16 protein-coding genes and 1 riboswitch are annotated in these 18,104 nt (G+C 31.3%); of the genes, 10 read left to right on the forward strand and 6 right to left on the reverse strand.

All coding sequences use genetic code 11. The annotated features are described in order from the left end of the window. The first annotated feature begins 279 nt into the window (after positions 1-279). The 8 genes from RWL85_RS06765 to guaB all read left to right on the forward strand — a co-directional run bounded on the left by RWL85_RS06765 (position 280) and on the right by guaB (position 8,422). The gene (locus RWL85_RS06765; protein ID WP_314086375.1) at positions 280-1,506 is read left to right on the forward strand and encodes an ABC transporter ATP-binding protein; all 1,227 of its coding nucleotides are present in this window, start codon (positions 280-282) and stop codon (positions 1,504-1,506) included. After that, positions 1,506-2,327 (forward strand): ABC transporter permease, encoded by an 822-nt coding sequence (locus tag RWL85_RS06770; RefSeq protein WP_314086377.1) that lies wholly within the window; start codon positions 1,506-1,508, stop codon positions 2,325-2,327. The genes RWL85_RS06765 and RWL85_RS06770 overlap by 1 nt, the downstream gene beginning before the upstream one ends. A gap of 28 nt (positions 2,328-2,355) precedes the next feature. Beyond that, positions 2,356-3,534 (forward strand): AraC family transcriptional regulator, encoded by a 1,179-nt coding sequence (locus tag RWL85_RS06775; protein WP_314086379.1) that lies wholly within the window; start codon positions 2,356-2,358, stop codon positions 3,532-3,534. A 153-nt stretch (positions 3,535-3,687) separates the two neighbouring features. Next, on the forward strand, positions 3,688-4,461 hold the full coding sequence (locus RWL85_RS06780) for a type III pantothenate kinase (protein WP_314086381.1): 774 nt from the start codon (positions 3,688-3,690) through the stop codon (positions 4,459-4,461). Positions 4,462-4,689: 228 nt separating this feature from the next. Then, positions 4,690-5,238 carry a TIGR00730 family Rossman fold protein gene (locus tag RWL85_RS06785; RefSeq protein WP_314086383.1) on the forward strand — a complete coding sequence of 183 codons (549 nt, stop codon included), beginning with the start codon at positions 4,690-4,692 and terminating at the stop codon, positions 5,236-5,238. A 127-nt stretch (positions 5,239-5,365) separates the two neighbouring features. Continuing rightward, complete coding sequence (hslO, locus tag RWL85_RS06790) at positions 5,366-6,241, forward strand: Hsp33 family molecular chaperone HslO (RefSeq protein ID WP_314086384.1); 876 nt, start codon at positions 5,366-5,368, stop codon at positions 6,239-6,241. A gap of 109 nt (positions 6,242-6,350) precedes the next feature. Beyond that, the gene (locus tag RWL85_RS06795) at positions 6,351-6,941 is read left to right on the forward strand and encodes a xanthine phosphoribosyltransferase (RefSeq protein WP_314086387.1); all 591 of its coding nucleotides are present in this window, start codon (positions 6,351-6,353) and stop codon (positions 6,939-6,941) included. Positions 6,942-6,958: 17 nt separating this feature from the next. Beyond that, positions 6,959-8,422, forward strand: coding sequence for an IMP dehydrogenase (guaB, locus tag RWL85_RS06800; RefSeq protein ID WP_314086390.1), 1,464 nt, complete (start codon positions 6,959-6,961; stop codon positions 8,420-8,422). Positions 8,423-8,483: 61 nt separating this feature from the next. Here guaB and ribE read toward each other — a convergent pair whose 3' ends face one another. The 5 genes from ribE to RWL85_RS06825 all read right to left on the reverse strand — a co-directional run bounded on the left by ribE (position 8,484) and on the right by RWL85_RS06825 (position 13,534). Next, positions 8,484-8,945: a 6,7-dimethyl-8-ribityllumazine synthase gene (gene ribE, locus RWL85_RS06805; RefSeq protein ID WP_314086392.1), complete on the reverse strand. Its 462-nt coding sequence runs from the start codon at positions 8,943-8,945 to the stop codon at positions 8,484-8,486. A gap of 13 nt (positions 8,946-8,958) precedes the next feature. Further along, positions 8,959-10,134, reverse strand: a complete 1,176-nt coding sequence (gene ribA / locus RWL85_RS06810) for a GTP cyclohydrolase II (protein WP_314086395.1) — start codon at positions 10,132-10,134, stop codon at positions 8,959-8,961. Then, positions 10,127-10,738, reverse strand: coding sequence for a riboflavin synthase (locus RWL85_RS06815; RefSeq protein WP_314086398.1), 612 nt, complete (start codon positions 10,736-10,738; stop codon positions 10,127-10,129). Before RWL85_RS06815 ends, ribA begins: the two co-directional genes overlap by 8 nt. Further along, the gene (gene ribD / locus RWL85_RS06820) at positions 10,723-11,793 is read right to left on the reverse strand and encodes a bifunctional diaminohydroxyphosphoribosylaminopyrimidine deaminase/5-amino-6-(5-phosphoribosylamino)uracil reductase RibD (protein ID WP_314086401.1); all 1,071 of its coding nucleotides are present in this window, start codon (positions 11,791-11,793) and stop codon (positions 10,723-10,725) included. The genes RWL85_RS06815 and ribD overlap by 16 nt, the downstream gene beginning before the upstream one ends. Before the next feature lie 166 nt (positions 11,794-11,959). Further along, a riboswitch (FMN riboswitch) is annotated at positions 11,960-12,084 on the reverse strand. Positions 12,085-12,190: 106 nt separating this feature from the next. Then, a complete protein-coding gene (locus tag RWL85_RS06825; RefSeq protein ID WP_314086403.1) occupies positions 12,191-13,534 on the reverse strand; it encodes a sodium-dependent transporter in 1,344 nt (447 codons plus the stop codon). A 690-nt stretch (positions 13,535-14,224) separates the two neighbouring features. On the opposite strand from RWL85_RS06825, the gene RWL85_RS06830 reads away from it, so the two are divergent. After that, positions 14,225-14,971 carry a hypothetical protein gene (locus RWL85_RS06830; RefSeq protein WP_314086405.1) on the forward strand — a complete coding sequence of 249 codons (747 nt, stop codon included), beginning with the start codon at positions 14,225-14,227 and terminating at the stop codon, positions 14,969-14,971. A gap of 120 nt (positions 14,972-15,091) precedes the next feature. On the opposite strand, the gene aldA is transcribed toward RWL85_RS06830, so the two are convergent. Further along, positions 15,092-16,543, reverse strand: coding sequence for an aldehyde dehydrogenase (gene aldA / locus RWL85_RS06835; protein WP_314086406.1), 1,452 nt, complete (start codon positions 16,541-16,543; stop codon positions 15,092-15,094). Positions 16,544-16,992: 449 nt separating this feature from the next. On the opposite strand from aldA, the gene gndA reads away from it, so the two are divergent. Further along, on the forward strand, positions 16,993-18,104 hold a 1,112-nt coding region (gene gndA, locus RWL85_RS06840; RefSeq protein WP_314086407.1), incomplete at its 3' end, for an NADP-dependent phosphogluconate dehydrogenase.

An 18,104-nucleotide genomic window follows, 5' to 3' on the forward strand; every position in this document is an offset into this window, starting at 1 on the left:
ATTTTTAGAATTTTTATAATAATGTATGTACAAGTATAATCAAAATTTTAAGAAAATATAAATTAATGTACAGAAAATGATTGTTGTTATGAAAGGATTTTAAAATTTCATATATATATTCGAGGGGGATAAATAAAAAAATCTTAAATTATGATTTGAGTTATCTAATAAATAAAAGTAGTAAAATAAAAAATAATTATTAATTATTTAATGGAAATAATAGTATAAATATGATATAATATAAAAGAAAATTTATAAGAAAGGAATCTTCTACAAATAATGACAAATTCAGAAAAAAATAAAGATATGTTAAGTAACGATGGATTGAATAATAATAGAAAAACATCAGAAGACTATGCTAACTTGTTAGAAAAAATAAGAAAGCAACTTGATATAGAAAATTCTTCTACTTATACACGAAAATCGTATAGTGAACAAGAAAGTAATGAACAAACAGTAGTTATGCCTGTGGTAACTGAAGAAGTAAACGATGAATATGCAGAAACAGTAGTATTAGATAGGAATGAATTGATTCAGGCTGTCGAAAAAGAAACTGTTCCTGAAGAAGTGAAAAAAGAAGAAAAAGCACCAGAAAAATCAGTTGTATTAGAAGTATTAGGCTTGAAAAAACGTATTGGTTTAAAAACAATAGTTGAGGATATCACTTTTGATATGCGTGAGGGTGAAATTATAGGGTTGCTTGGACCAAACGGAAGTGGTAAAACTACAATAATGAGAATGATTGTTGGATTAACAAAAATATCAAAAGGTGATGTTTATTGTTTCGAAAAACCTCTAGGACTTGGTAAAAATGCTATGCTTAAAGAGGTAGGTTCAATGATAGAAACTCCTGAGTTTTATAACTATATGTCAGGATGGTCTAACTTGAAGCAAATAGCTCGTGTTTGTGGTAAAAAAGTTACACGAGCTCGTATGAAAGAATTAGTCGAATTTGTTGGACTTAGTAAAGTAATTAGAAAGAAAGTTAAAACTTATTCATTAGGTATGCGTCAACGCTTAGGATTAGCACAGGCATTACTTAATGATCCTAAAATTCTAATTCTTGATGAGCCTGTGAATGGATTAGATCCGCAAGGAGTTCAGGATTTTAGAAATAAACTTAAAGAAATAGCTGCAACTGGGGTGTCTATCTTAATTTCATCTCATTTATTAGATGAAATCGAAAAACTATGTGATAGAGTTATCGTAATAGAAAAAGGTAAAATTATTGCCGATGATAAATTAGAACACTTAATTTCAGAAGAGGTTGTTAAAACATTAATAGCAACTCATGATGTAGAAAAATCTGAAATGTTAGTAAGAGAATTAGGAATAAGATACGAGTTAACGAAAGAAGGATTCGTATTTAAAAATCTTAGTCGTGAGGAAAAATCAAGAATTATCTCATACTTAGTGAATAACAATGTTGAATTAGATACGGTTCGTGAATTACATACATCATTAGAGGATCGATTCCTACAAATTACAGGAGGGGAGAGAAAATAATGAAATTATTGATAAATGAATTTATAAAAGATTATAAAAAGAAAACAACATGGTTATATTTCTTGCTGTCATTTGGTATTATTTTGTTAAATAGTTATTTTACAAAAAAACAATTTGAAGATGGAATAGATGCTGTAAAAATATTAAGCGGGATAACAGTAGTTTCAGCTGCATTAGCTTTAGTATTTTCATTGATAATGCTAGCTAATAATTTATCTCAAGAGTATTCAAAAGGAACTATTAAGTTTTTATACACAAAACCAAAATCACGTTCTGCAATACTTACTGCGAAAATAGTTTTAGCATTTATTAATTACATTATTTTCTTAGTAGTAGGAACAGTATTTGATTTTGTAACAAAATACTATGTATTCTTTAACAAAAAACTAGGCTTAAATCATTTGAAAGATACAATAGAAGAAGGGTATTTTGGTAGAACAGTTGCTAAACAAATTATAATTACTAATTTAGCTGATTTAGCAGTATTTATATTCTTCGTAGCTATGGTAGTACTAGTTTGTGTAGTGTTTAAAACACAAATCTTATCATTAGTACTAGTAATGTTATCACTTTTAGGAACTAGTTTAATTCAAGGATTAACAGTATTTGCTGTTTCAAAATATTCATGGGCGAAATATCATATGTTTGATGTACCTTTATTTAGTGACTATTATCGAAATGAAGCGGGGCGTCATGCTGTAAAAGAGATATTTAAGTTCGATAATGCAAATGTATTAATTATTATGTTAGTAGCATATAGTTTTGTTTTCTTTACAATTTCTTACATTGTGAATGCAAGACGTGATATTACAATAGATTAAAATTAAAAGTTGTTAGGAGGTAGGTAAAATGAGAAGTTCATTCAAAAAAATTGAGCGAATTAAGGATATTTTAGATTTAAATGGAGATGTGTTAACTTTTAAATATTCAGATGAAGAAATACGATTTGATCTGGGAGAAGAGCAATTAAGTAGTATTTTTAGTAGATTTATTAAAAGAAATCTCCCTAAGATTAAAGAAGGATTAGTTGAGGGTAAATTAGTAAAATGTCAAAGTGGACTAGGGATTTCATGTTTATTTATACCGAGTGAGAATGATGAAGAATTCTATTTAATTACTCCATTTTTAGAGTATTTAATACCGACAAAATTATTCCAAGAGTCTTTAATTAAGTATGGAGCTAGTATTAGTGAATTAATTTGTGATGTGTATTTTTCATTACCAATTACACCAAGAAAGAAATTTAACTATTTGATAGAATTATTAGTTGAAGATGAAAATGTAGACTTCTTAGATGCGATTATTTTAGTAGAAGATTCAAGTGTTAAAAATGTAAGAAGAGCAGCTTCAAGAAAGAATTCGTATTTAAATGGTATTTTAGAAAGTGAAGTTAAATTTAAACGTGAAATATTAGAGGCAGTAGTTGATGGGAATATTTCTCGTGTAAATATGCTTTTTGATCTTCGTAAAAGGAATCATGGTGTAGAAGAAGGACATGTTGAACAAGGGATTAATGTACGTCGTAGACGTTCATATAATATGAATGATTTATTACGTTATGCATTAGAACAACATAATGATGATTACTTAGGAATTGAAGAATTATGGGTTAAAATTAAAAATAAACTAGATAACTATGATTTATCTGAAGATGTTATTAGAAGTTATTGCTTGCTTGTAGATAGAAATAAATATAAAGATAAACAAGCGGTAGTTCGTAACTGTATAGCTTATATTAATGATAGAATTTCAGAAAAAATCAGCTTAGATAACGTAAGTGATTATCTTGGGGTAAACAAGAGTTATTTATCTTCAATCTTTAATAAAGATATGGGAATTAGTATTGTAGATTATATTCATGATAAACGTATTTCTAATGCTTGTTACTTACTTGCAAACACTGATTTTTCAATTTCAGAAGTAGCAGATTATATTGGATATTTCGATACAAGTTATTTCATTAGAATATTTAAAACTCTAGTGAAAATGACTCCTCTGAAATATAGAGAATCTTTATCTAGAAGATAATAATATAGAAAAGATTGTTGGCTAAAATGTTAGTCAATAATCTTTTTTTTGTAGTTATGATATTAAATGTGTTTTGTATTTTACTACTTGCATTAGAGTAATTGTGATATAATATAATCATTCTTAAAATAAGTTAATCATAGGAGATTAAAAATGATTTTTGCATTGGATGTTGGAAATACGAATATTGTACTTGGGGTTTTTGGAAGTGATTATAAAATGCTTCATTCATGGAGAATTGCAACTGATAATACTAAAACAGAAGATGAGTTATATGTTATTATTCGAAATTTCTTTATAGATAAGGGAATTAAATTTGAAGATTTTGATGGAGTAGTTATATCTAGTGTGGTTCCTAAGATGATGTTTGCTTTGGAATTATTAAGTAGGAAATATTTTAGAAAAGAACCTATTATAGTATCTGCTGAGATTAATACTGGTATAAAAGTTCCAGAACCATATAGTAGCAAACTTGGAGCCGATCGTGTTGTCGATATTGTAGGAGCTAAGGTTAGCTCATATTTGCCGGCGATTGTTGTGGATTTTGGTACAGCGACAACCTTTGATTGTGTAGATGATGAATTAAATTATAAAGGTGGGATAATCTGTCCTGGAATGAACATCAGTGCAGAAGCATTATATTCAAGAGCTGCAAAATTACCAAGGGTTGACTTTGAGGCGGTGAGTACTTCTTTAGGTCTAGATACAACTAGTCAAATGCAAGCAGGATTATTTTATGGCTTTTTAGGGCAGTTTGAAAATATTATTAAACATTTGAAGCTAGATTTAGGAAAAGATTATAAAGTGGTTTTAACAGGAGGTTTATCTAAATTTATAGCTAAGTACAGTGATGTAGTGGATATAGTAGATGAAGAATTAACTTTAAAAGGTATCATTGAATTATATAAAATGAATAATGAGAAATAATAAATTTCTTAAAAGTAAGAAGGAGTTTTAAAAGATCAAATTTTATAGAAGTGTATATGAGAATTCATAGAAATAGTGGTTTGTTGATATCTTAATTTACTTTCTAAAAGATTTTCGGATAGCTAATAAACTTTGCGGGGGTGACTCGACAAAATCATGATTTTGGAGTCGCTCCCTTTTATGTAATATTTATAAATAAAGTAGTAATAAGGAAAAAAGGATTTAATAATGAAAGTAACAGTTTTTTGTGGAGCTAATAATGGAAAGAGTGAATCATATATAAAAAATGCAACTGAATTAGGTAAATGGATTGCTGATAATAACCACACATTAGTTTATGGTGGTGGGAAAATTGGACTAATGGGAGTAATCGCTGATACTGTTCTGAAAAATAAGGGTGAAGTAATTGGAATAATGCCACAATTTCTAGTCGATAGAGAAATAAGTCATACTGGTATTACTGAGCTTATTATTGTTGATGATATGTCTGTAAGGAAGGATAAACTGGTTGATTTAGGTGATGTATTTGTTGCTTTACCAGGAGGACCTGGAACATTAGAAGAAATATCACAGGTAATTTCATGGGTTCGAGTAGGTAAAAAAGATGCACCGTGTATACTAATGAATGTTAATGGCTATTATGATTTTCTGGAACAATATTTTGATAAGATGGTTGAAGAAGGCTTTTTAACTAAAAGAGATAGAGAAAGAACTTTGTTTACTGATAGTATAGCTGAAATGCAAGAGTATATCAGAAATTATAACAATATAAAATAAAAAGAGTAGTCATATTGGTGTTAGGTATTATTAACATAAAAAAATAGACAACAAGAAAAATTAAATGTATAATAGAAAATCGTAAGAAATTTTTAGAAGCATAAGAATTTGAAAGGAATTAATTTTAATGAAAGATTATTTAATTAGAGGATTAGCCTTTAATGATGAAATTAGATTTTTTGTAACGAAAACTACAGATTTAGTAGAAGAAATTAGACAAAGACATGATGCATACCCGACTGCTATAGCTGCAGTAGGTCGTACTGCTACGGTTACTACAATGATGGGCGCTATGCTTAAAAGTGGTGATAAGATTGATGTAGCAGTTAGAGGTGATGGACCTGTGGGAACTATTTACGCATCGTCAAATGAACTTGGAGAAACTACAGCATATGCCAAAAATATGCAAGTACATATTCCTAGTAATGCTCAAGGGAAACTTGATGTAAAAGGAGTAGTAGGTGGTGGTAATATCACTGTAGTACGTGATTTAGGTCTAAATGAAAAGTATACTACTACTTCTCCGATAGTATCAGGAGAAATTGCTGAAGATTTTACATACTACTTTGCAGCTAGTGAACAAGTGCCGTCAGCTGTATCACTAGGAGTATTAGTTGAAACGGATAATTCTGTTATAGCTGCAGGGGGATTCATTTTACAAGTACTTCCAAATGCCACTAATGAGACGATTACAAAAATTGAAAAAGCAATAGGTAATATTAAACCAATTTCTACACTTATTCATGAAGGTAAAACTCCTGAGGAAATTGCAAATATTATTTTCGGAGGAGAAGAGAATTACCGTATTTTACATAAGAATGATGTTGTGTTTAAATGTACTTGTTCTAAAGAACGCTATGGTGATGCCCTAGTGACATTAGGTAAAGAAGAATTAGAAGATATAGCGAAACAAGAAACAACAGAGTTAGTTTGTGCATTTTGTAAAGAAAAATATCATTTTTCTCAAAAGGAAATAACTGAGTTATTAGAAAATTTAAAATAATATTATGAATAAAAGAGGTTAATGAATAACATTTCATTAGCCTCTTGAATTTTTAACGAAAGTTTGGTATCATAAGTAAAATTACTCGAAAGTTTACACAGGAGGAGTTATGGAATTACTAAGAGAAATGGTTATTACCGATGGTAAAGTTTATGATAATAATGTCCTAAAAGTTGATTCATTTTTAAACCATCAAATTGATGCTGGATTAATGATGAAAATGGCAGAGTCTTTTTATGAGTATTTTAAAAAAGAGAAGATAACTAAGATTCTGACGATTGAGGCGAGTGGTATAGCGCCAGCGATTATGGTTGCTAGTTTATTTAATGTACCAATGGTTTTTGCTAAAAAAAGTAAACCTTTAACATTAAAGAATAATGATGTATATACTGCAGAAGTTCATAGCTACACAAAAAATATAACTAATACTATAGTTATTTCAGAAAAATTCATTAATAAAGAAGATAAGGTGCTAATTGTGGATGATTTCTTAGCTAATGGTCAAGCTACTTTGGGTCTTATGGAGATTGTTGCTCAAGCAGGAGCAGAAACCGTAGGTGTAGGTATCTTAGTTGAAAAAAGTTTCCAAGATGGTCGTAAACAGTTAGATAAGAGAAATGTTAATGTTTGTTCTTTATGTAGAATTGCTTCTCTTGAGAATAATGAAGTTAAATTTAATATAGCTGATGATGAAAAATAAGAAAGGATATAAATAAAATGTGGGAAAATAAATTTCAAAAAGAAGGTTTAACATTCGATGATGTACTTTTAGTTCCAGCTAAAAGTGATATATTACCTAAAAAGGTTGACTTAAAAGTTAATTTAACGGAGAAAATTAAATTATCAGTACCTGTTATTTCTGCTGCTATGGATACAGTAACAGAACATAAAATGGCGATTGCAATGGCTCGTGAGGGTGGTATTGGTGTTATTCACAAGAACATGAGTATTGAAGAACAAGCTGAACAAGTAAGAAAAGTTAAACGTTCAGAAAGTGGAGTTATTACAGATCCTTTCTATCTTACACCAGATAGCCTAGTTTATGAAGCTGAAAATTTAATGCAACAATACAAAATTTCAGGTGTACCTATTGTAAACAATGAAAAAGACATGAGAGTAGTTGGAATTATTACTAACCGTGATATGAGGTTTTTAACAGATTTCGATATTAAGATTAGCGAAGTTATGACTAAAGAGCATCTTATTACTGCTCCAGAGAAAACTACTTTAGAAGAAGCTAGTGAAATTCTACGTGGTCATAAAATTGAGAAGTTAATTTTAACTAATGAAGAAGGTAAATTAACAGGATTAATTACTATTAAAGATATTGAAAAATTAGCTAAATATCCTAACTCAGCAAAAGACGATAAAGGACGTCTTTTAGTTGCAGCGTCTGTAGGGATTACAAATGATACGGTTGAACGTGTTGATGCTTTGGTATCTGCAGGGGTAGACGCTATCGTAGTAGATACTGCTCACGGACATTCTAAAGGGGTATTAGATGCGGTTAAAACATTAAGAACTAACTATCCAAACTTAGATATTATTGCAGGGAACGTTGCAACAGGAGAAGCTGCTCGTGATTTATTCGAAGCTGGGGCTGATGTTGTTAAAGTTGGTATTGGACCTGGGTCAATCTGTACTACGCGTGTAGTTGCAGGGGTAGGAGTACCACAAATAACTGCTATCTATGATTGTGCGACAGTAGCTCGTGAATTAGGAAAAACAATTATCGCTGATGGTGGAATTAAATACACAGGTGATGTAGTAAAAGCTATTGCTGCCGGTGGACATGCAGTAATGTTAGGTTCTATGCTTGCTGGATGTGAAGAATCACCAGGTGAATTAGAAATCTTCCAAGGTAGAACATTTAAAGCATACCGTGGAATGGGATCAATCTCTGCAATGGAAAAAGGTTCTAAAGACCGTTACTTCCAGGAAGATGGTAAAAAATTAGTACCAGAAGGTATTGAAGGACGTACACCTTATAAAGGTGCTGTTTCTGAAACAATTTACCAAATCATTGGAGGATTACGTGCAGGTATGGGTTATACAGGTTCACGTGATTTACGTGCACTTCGTGAAAACTCACAATTTGTTCGTATGACAGGTGCTGGATTAATCGAATCTCACCCACACGATGTTCAAATTACTAAAGAAAGCCCAAACTACTCTAAATAATAATCTGAATAATAAAAGTAGGCAGGAACTTGAAATTCAAGTGCCTGCCTTTGTTTATTTATTAAATTTGTTTAGTTAAGTCTATCATTTCAAGAAGAGCTTGGGCACAGTCGCTACCTTTATTTCCAGCTTTTGATCCAGCTCTTTCAATAGCTTGATCGATGTCTTCAGTAGTTATAACTCCAAACATAACAGGAATATCACTGTGAAGACTAATGTGACCAACACCTTTTGCTACCTCATTACAAACTAAGTCATAGTGACTAGTACTTCCACGAATAACACTTCCTAATGTAATAACACCATCGTATTTATTTGTAGCCACTAATTTTTTAGTAATAAATGGAATTTCAAATGCCCCTGGTACCCAGTATACATCGATATTTTCTTCTTTTACTTCATTTCTAATAAGTGTGTCTTTAGCTCCACCTAATAATTTAGAAGTAATAAATTCGTTAAAACGAGCTACTACAATCGCTACTTTAATATCTTTTCCTATAAATTTTCCTTCAAATGTTGTCATAATAATATTCTCCTTATATATCTAATAAATGATTAAATTTAATTTTTTTTGTTTGTAAATAGTATTTATTTTCTTTTTGTGGTTTTATGTTTATTGGAACACGGTCTACTACATTTATTCCTAAAGAACTTAGCTGTTCTACTTTATCTGGATTATTAGTAAGAAGTTTTACCGATTTAATACCCAAGTAATCAAGCATGTCTACTGCTATAGTGTAGTCTCTTTCATCGGGAGCAAAACCTAGTTGAACATTAGCTTCGTAAGTATCAACCCCTTGCTCTTGCAGTTGATAGGCAAGAAGTTTATTTCTTAAACCTATTCCTCGTCCTTCTTGTCGTAGATAAAGAACTGCACCACGACCTAAGTCGGAAATTTTTTGAAGTGCTGTATGTAGTTGTTCACCGCAGTCACATCTATGAGAAGTGAAGACATCTCCAGTTAAACACTCTGAGTGAACTCGTATTAATAATGGTTCTTCAGAATTTAAATCACCTTTACTAATAATTAGGTGTTCTTTATTAAATTCATCTTCGAACAGCTGTAAATCAAAATCTCCAAATTCTGTTGGTAATTTTACTTTTACACTGTCGTTAAATGACAAAAAACGTGTTAGCTCATCTAAATCCACGACTGTTAAATTCCATTTTTTAGCGAATTCATACAAGTCATCTCTTCTAGCCATAGTTCCATCTTCATTCATAATTTCACAGATATATGTTGCTTCAGAACAACCAGCTAGTCTAGCTAAATCTAAACTTGCTTCTGTGTGTCCGCGACGAACTTTAATTCCACCATCACGACCAATAAGTGGGAACATGTGTCCAGGTCTATTGAAATCCTCTGGTTTAGAATTTGGATTTGCTAATTCTTTTATAGTTGTTGCTCTTTCAAAAGCTGATATTCCTGTAGTTGATGTTTTGTAGTCTACACTTACAGTAAAAGCCGTCTCATGAGGGTCTGTGTTTTTATCTATCATAGAGTGTAGATTTAATTTTTCTGCAATCTCAGTTGAAACTGGTGCACAAATTAAACCACGTGCATGTTTTGTCATAAAGTTAACAGTTTCCCCGGTAACTAGTTCCGCTATTCCTACTAAATCTCCTTCAGCTTCTCTGTCATCATCATCAATAAGAACAATTAATTTTCCAGCTTTTAAATCTTCTATTGCTTGTCTTACGTTATTAATCATTAAACTTTCCTCCGAATAATTTTAATTGAGCTTTTATGTATTTTGCTAATATATCTGTCTCTATATTTACGCTATCACCAATTTTTAATTTTTCTAAATTTGTGTGCTTAGCTGTATGTGGAATTAGAGATACCGTAAATTTGTTGCTGTCACATGTTACAACTGTTAAGCTTATCCCATTTATAGTAATTGAACCTTGGTTTATAATTTCACCTTGAAATTTACTTGGATAAGAAAAAGTAAGTAGGATAGCATTTTCGTCTTTTTGTTTTGCGGCTAATTGTGCTAAGCCATCACTGTGTCCAGAGACAATATGTCCTTCAAATCTATCAGAGTGGCCCATTGCGGGTTCTAGATTGACAGCATCATTTATTTTTAAATCTTTAAACGTTGTTCTTTTATATGTTTCTGGCATAATATCTACAGTAAATTGAGATGAACTTTTTTGAACGCAAGTCAGACACACACCGTTCACCGCCATACTGTCACCAATTTTATAAGTTTCTAGTAAATTTTTACTTGCTTGAATAGTTAGTTTAATACTATGACTAGATTTAATAATTTTTACTATTTTTCCTTGTTCTTTTATTAATCCTGTAAACATTGAGATACTCTCCTTCCTGAGATTCTTATATCATTACCGAGTTTTGTAACTTTAGTATCTTGAAGTTCTATTTTTTCATTTGTCATCCTACTACTAGTGAATGATGAAGTATTATTTCCGCCTAAAAGAATAGGAGAGATATAAGTTATGACCTCATCCCAATAACCGCTAGCAAGGAATTGATCATGAATAGAAGGACCTCCTTCAACATAAACTGAGTGGATACCAAGTTTTGCTATTTCAGTAACTATTTCATTTATACTAAATTCTTTTGGTGTTATAACTGTTACATGAGAAGGTAGATTTTCATGACTAAATTTTGAAAAAATTATAACTTCAGATGAACTATCTTTAAATAGGTTAAGATCACTTTGTTTAAAGATAGAGCCTTCAGCATCTAATACAATTCTTTTCGGTGGGAATAATGACGTATTAGCTCCAGTTAACTTTGGATTGTCTATTAAAACAGTTTTTGCACCTACAAGAATCGCTTGATAATTATCTCGTTCATTTCTGACGAAATCATAAACTTCTTTACCGGTAATTTGAGTTCTTTCATTGGTAAAGGCTAGTTTTCCATCGAGACTAACGGCTTGTTTTAAAACTACATAAGGTCTTTTTTCTGTATGAAATAGATTATAAGTGTAGTTTAAATTATAAGCTTCTCTTTCAAGAACACCAGTTATTACTTCTATACCATTATCTTGCAAATATTTGATACCTTTTCCGCTAACGATAGGATTAGGGTCTAATTGAGCAACAACTACTTTTGAGATACCCATTTTTAAGATAGCATCTGTGCAAGGGGGTTGCTTACCTTTATGGTTGCATGGTTCAAGAGTAACATATAGTGTTGAATTAAATAATTTTTCAGGAGTTTTGCAAGTGGAAATTGCATTTTTTTCAGCGTGTTCGCATCCAAATCGAAGATGTGAACCTCTTGCGATAATCTCATTATCTTTTACTATAACTGCTCCGACTAAAGGGTTAGTATGAGTATACTTAGAACCACGCTTGGCTTCAAGTAGAGCAAGATTCATAAAATATTCATGCATAGTATCAACTCCTTTTAAAAATAAAAAACCCAATTATATTTGAAATTCAAATTTAATCGGGATTGATGGTTAGTTTTATATTCGATAAATAAACCGTAATGTATACTTAAATACAGCAGGTTATACAAATATTATTATATGTACTAGTAATTTTTTCTAGTAGTATTAATTTCTTCTCCCATCCAGACTTTACTGTCGGTTCTGGAATTTCACCAGATCAGCTTGCGCTCACGGACTTCTAGTTAACTAGTCACCGCCGGTTGGGACTTGCACCCGACCCCGAAGAAATATTTAATTCATGACTTAATAATAACACCAATGAAAGCGATTGTCAATTACAAAATTAAAAACTATCACAAAATATAATCTATATGATGTGATAGTTTTGTTAATATTATTATAAGAATTGTGCTAAACAAACAATAAGGATGATAATTGGAAGTATATATCTTAGTAAGAATAGCCATACTTTGAATAATATGAAGCTAGATTTTTTATTTTCATCAATGTGTAATTGTTCTAGGGCTACTTTTTTATCAAGCACATATCCAGTGAATATTGATAAAGCCAGGCATCCAAGTGGCATTAAAATGTTAGATACTAAAAAATCCATTAAGTCGAAAATTGTTTTTCCGAATATTAATGTATTAGATAGAAATCCATAAGATAGTGCTGATGGAATACCAATAATGAAAGTTAAGATTCCGATGATTACACTAAATTTAGTACGGTTAGTATTTCTTTGATCGGTAATATTTCCTACATTAATTTCTAACATAACAACTGATGAAGTTACAGTAGCGAATAGGAATAATATTAAGAATAAGATGTAGAAAATTTTACCGAATGCCATATTGTTGAATAGTTGAGGTAGTACGATGAATAATAAGCTTGGACCACCTTCAGACTCCATTCCAAATGAACTCATCGCAGGAAAGATTGCTAATCCAGCCATTACAGAAACTGCAATGTTCATTAATACGACCGAGATACCAGACTGAACTAAGTTAGTTTTTCTGTCAAGATAAGAAGCATATGTAAGCATAGCTGTAACCCCGATTGATAATGCAAAGAACGACTGTCCTAGTGCGAATAATATACCAGAACTTGTGATTTTTGTGAAATCAGGTTTTAAGAAATAGGTAACACCGCTCATTGCATTAGGTAATGTTAATGATCTTGCGATAATTATTAGGAATATAATGAATAATAGTGGCATCATAATTTTCGATGCTTTTTCAATACCTTTTTGAACACCACGAGATACTATATAAATATTTAATAAGATGAAAAGAGCTTGTGCTCCTAATGCGATCCAAGTATTAGAAATGATACTAACAAAAAGTGCCGCATGATCAGTAGTAGCGTGTACTCCAAGGGCATCTGCAATAGAAATACCAAGATATACTAAAATCCATCCACCAATAACACTGTAGAATGATAGTAGGATGAATAGGGCGAAACCACCGATATAACCAATAATATTATAATTTTTATTTTTTCCTAATTTACCAAAAGTTTTAATCGCTGATACTCCAGCCCCTCGACCTAATACGAATTCAGCGAGAAGTAGGGGTAGACCGATTAATAATGTAAAGATAAGGAATACAAGTAAGAATCCACCTCCACCATTTGCTGCTGTCATATATGGGAATTTCCAGACTGCTCCTAAACCAATAGCTGAACCAGCAGAAGCAAGTATGAAACCTATTTTTGAACTCCATTTCGAACTTTCTGACATAAAATTTTCCTCCTAAATGTAATTTATAAATAATTAAAAAGCTATTTAGAAAATACTAAATAGCTTTTAAAAAATATATATAATATCATACTCAAAGACCATTTAGTATTTTACCAATGGCCGAAAAACAAACTTAACTAGCCATTGTAGACATCGTTGCACTTATATCTACAATGCTATGAGATATAAGTGCTGCTAAAATGGCACAAAAAAGTATTCTCTTGTACTAGTTAAAGTAATATTTTTCATTATTGAGTAGCTCCTTTTATTAATTGTTGATAAAATATTAACATTTATCTGAAAATTTGTCAATCTTTTTTTGAAAATAATTAGTGAAAAAATTGAGAATGATATATTTAATTTACATGATTGTTGTAAAATATAGGTTGCAGGTTAATATATAAATATAAAATTAATGAGATTATATAGTTTATGTAATTAATTGATAAATATTATCAAATAGGTGATATGTTAAAAAATTAATAAGTTTATAAAACTGTTTATATAAAGTTACGAAAAGCTTATTATAACGGGTAAAATACAATTTACTTAATTTAATATAGGGTATATTATAAAAAAAATTAAAAAATTTACGTAAACTATTGCATTGATATTTAATATATGATATTATTATACCTATATGAAATTTAATGCATAAATTATGTTTTCATAATTAATAGGAGGAAGTTTATGATGAACAAAAACATTAAAAAAGTAGTAGCAGCTACAGTTGTTGCTGGATTAGCAGTAGTACCAGTTGCAGCTCAAACTTACGCGCCAACAGCGCATGCAGCAGAACAAGCTCAATCAAAACACGTTTTAGCTAAATTCGTACAAAATGAGGAAGGTAACTTCGTGCAAGTTACAGCGACTCAAGATGTATTAGCTGCAAAAGTAACGATTTCTGTAGATGGAAAAGGTCAATACACAGTAAGTGTAGGAGATCTTAAAAAAGGTGAAACTAAATTAGTACCTTTTAACGTTGAAGGTGAAGCTGGTAAGGGATTTGCACCAAAAGCATTACCTAAAACTTCAGTAGTAGCTGATCACGTAACAATCTCAAAAACTATCAACTCTCACTTAGTAAGAGCAACAGTTTCTTACAAATATGATGATGGTAAAGTAGCTAAACCAGTAGATAGAGATGGTGGACACAAAGTAGAACCAGGAAAACCAGGAGATCGTCCAGGAATTGGAGATTTATTAAAACCAGCTCCAACTCCGGAACCACAACCGGAACCACTTCCGTTCCCAGAACCACAACCGGAGCCAAAACGAGTTCCACTACCAGGAATACAGCCAGCTCCGAAACCGGAACCACCAGTTGTTAAGCCATTACCAGAGGAAGTGCCAGCTCCAAAACCACAACCGGCTCCAAGAGAAAAATATAAAACTGAAGATAATGGGCCAACAACTATTCCTGGATTATTCAATTAAATAATATTTGAGATGAAAATAGATGTAATCCTTAATTTAGGATTGCATCCATTTTCTTTTGATATCTTTTATTAAACAAAGAAACAGACTCTAGAAATCTAGAATCTGTTTTTTTCTTTTTTATTCGTTATCTAATTGCATGTAAACAACTTGAGTAGTTAAGTATTCTTCTAAACCATGTTTACCGTCTGCTCCACCGATACCAGATTTACGACGTCCAGCGTGGAATCCTTGCATTGCTTCGAAGTTTTCGCGGTTGATGTATGTTTCACCGAATTTAAGACCGTTAACTGCTTTGAATGCAGTGTTAAGGTTAGTAGTGTATACTGATGAAGTTAATCCATATTCTGAATCATTAGCGTATTCTAATACTTCTTCTAAAGTTTTGAATGTAGCGATTGGAATTACAGGTCCAAATGTTTCTTCTTTCATGATTCTCATGTCATTAGTTACATCTGTTAGTACAGTTGGTCCAAAGAAGTATCCAACTTGATTTTTATCGCGAGTTCCACCGTAAGATAGAGTCGCTCCTTGTTTTACTGCGTAAGCAACTTTTTCAGAAACAGCGTCTACAGCACGTTTTTCGATAAGTGGACCGTAATCTACACCACCCTCTTTATTTGGATCACCGAACTTAACTTTATCAAGTTCAGCGAATAATAATTTTTCAAACTCATCTTTAACGTCTTCGTGAACATATACTCTTTCAGCACAGTTACATACTTGCCCAGAGTTAATTACACGAGAAGCAACAATTGCTTTAGCAGCAAGAGTTAAGTCAGCATCTTTGAATACGATTGCCGGAGCTTTTCCACCAAGTTCTAGAGATACGTTAGTAATATTTTCGGCAGCAGCTTTCATAACTTCTTGTCCAGCAGTTAAGCTTCCTGTTAAACTTACTAAACCAACTTTAGGATTAGAAGCTAATCTATTTCCTACAACAGATCCACGTCCGTGAACTATGTTAAGGATACCTTTTGGTAAACCTACTTCAATACAAATCTCAGCAAAGATATCTGCGTTAATTGGCGTTAATTGACTAGGTTTTAATACGATTGTATTACCTGTAAGAAGTGCTGGAGCAGCTTTTCTTGCTATTAAGAAGAATGGGAAATTCCATGGTAAGATACCAGTAGTTACTCCGTGAGGGCGTTTGAATAAGAAGATGTGTTCATCTTGTCTATCACTTTGGATAATTTCACCTTCATATCTTCTAGCCCATTCAGCCATATAGTCTAAATAATCAGCTGTAAATAGTACTTCTACTTTCGCTAAATCAAAAGTTTTACCACCTTCGTTAACGATAGTTTGTGTAATTTCAGGTTCGCGTTCACGAATTCGATCAGCGATTTTTCTAAGATAAGCACCTCTTTGAACTGCAGGTAGTTTCTCCCAATCGCGTTGAGCGACTTCTGCAACATCTATCGCACGATCTACAACATCTTCACCAGATGAAGGGATTTTTGCAATTACTTCTTCTGTTGATGGATTTAGGACGTCAAGGTAATCATAATTTAAAATGTTTTCAAATTCTCCATTAATAAAATTTTTTAAAACTTTAACTTCACTCATAGTATAAAACTCCTTTTTCTGTTTTTGTAAAGTAAACGCTCTCATTACTTTTTTATCATTATATATTATTAAGAAGAGTAAATCAAGTGCTTTGTTTTTATTTTTGATATATATTTGTATATTTAAATATAATAATATTAATTTTTATTAAAAAAATTATGCATATATAATTTTAATGTGAAGAAGTAATTATAGAAAGTTATTAAATATTAAATTGTGATAATCATCTGTAATATAGCAATTAAAACGCATACATAAAATAATTGGTGATGATTAGATTTATCGAAAATAATTTATTATTTATGACAGATGTAGATTAAATTTCTTATTTAACGCATTAAGTAACTAAAGTAAATAATAGTAAAAAATTTTTCTGAGCAAAATTATTTCCATTAGTAATGTATTTAGTGGTATAATTTTAGCATAAGAAATAATTAGGAGGTTCATTAATGAAACAGAACATAGGAGTTATTGGTTTATCAGTAATGGGAAGTAATCTTGCTTTGAATATTGCGGACAACGGATTTAAAGTTGCGGTATTCAATAGAACAACTACCGTAGTTGATAAAATGTTAGAAGAACACCCACATAATAACGTAGTAGGTAGATACTCACTACAAGAGCTAATAGATGGTTTAGAAAAGCCTAGGAAAATAGTTTTAATGGTTAAAGCAGGTTTCGCTGTTGACAGTTTAATCGAGCAACTAACACCATTACTTGAAAAAGGTGATATTATTATTGATGGAGGAAACTCATTCTTCAAAGATACTCAAAGAAGATATGATTTATTATTAGAAAAAGGAATTAACTACTTTGGTGTAGGTGTATCTGGAGGCGAGGAAGGAGCTAGATTTGGTCCTGCATTAATGCCTGGAGGAGATGAAAAAGCTTATGAAGAAATTCGTCCGATTTTAGAAGCAATTGCTGCTAAAGTTAATGATGTTCCATGTTGTAGCTATACTTCTACAGGAGGAGCTGGACACTATGTTAAAATGGTACACAATGGTATTGAATATGGAGATATGCAATTAATCTCAGAGGCATATAAAGTCCTTAAACATCTAGGTGGATTCTCTAATGAAGAATTACAAGAAACTTTTGAAGAGTGGAATAAAGGCGAATTAGAATCTTATTTAATCGAAATTACTGCAAATATCTTTAAAGTTAAAGAAGAAGATGGTAGCTACTTAGTAGATAAAATATTAGATAAATCTCAACAAAAAGGTACTGGTAAATGGACTAATGAGCAGGCTATTGACTTAGGAATCGATGTATCTGTTATCACAGCTGCATTAAATGGAAGATATATGTCAAATCTTAAAGAAGAGCGTGTTCGTGCGGAACAAGAATTTACACGTAAACCATATGCAGTTGTAGAAGATAAAGAAAGACTAAAAACTATTGTGAAAGATGCATTATTTATCTCGAAAATAGTATCTTATGCTCAAGGATTTAAACTACTTCAAGCTGCTGAAAAAGAATATAACTGGACATTTGATTATTCACAAATTGCTAAAATTTTCCGTGGTGGATGTATTATTCAAGCGAAAATCTTACAAAA

Origin of the sequence: uncultured Gemella sp., from assembly GCF_963515875.1 — a bacterium.
GTDB lineage: Bacteria > Bacillota > Bacilli > Staphylococcales > Gemellaceae > Gemella.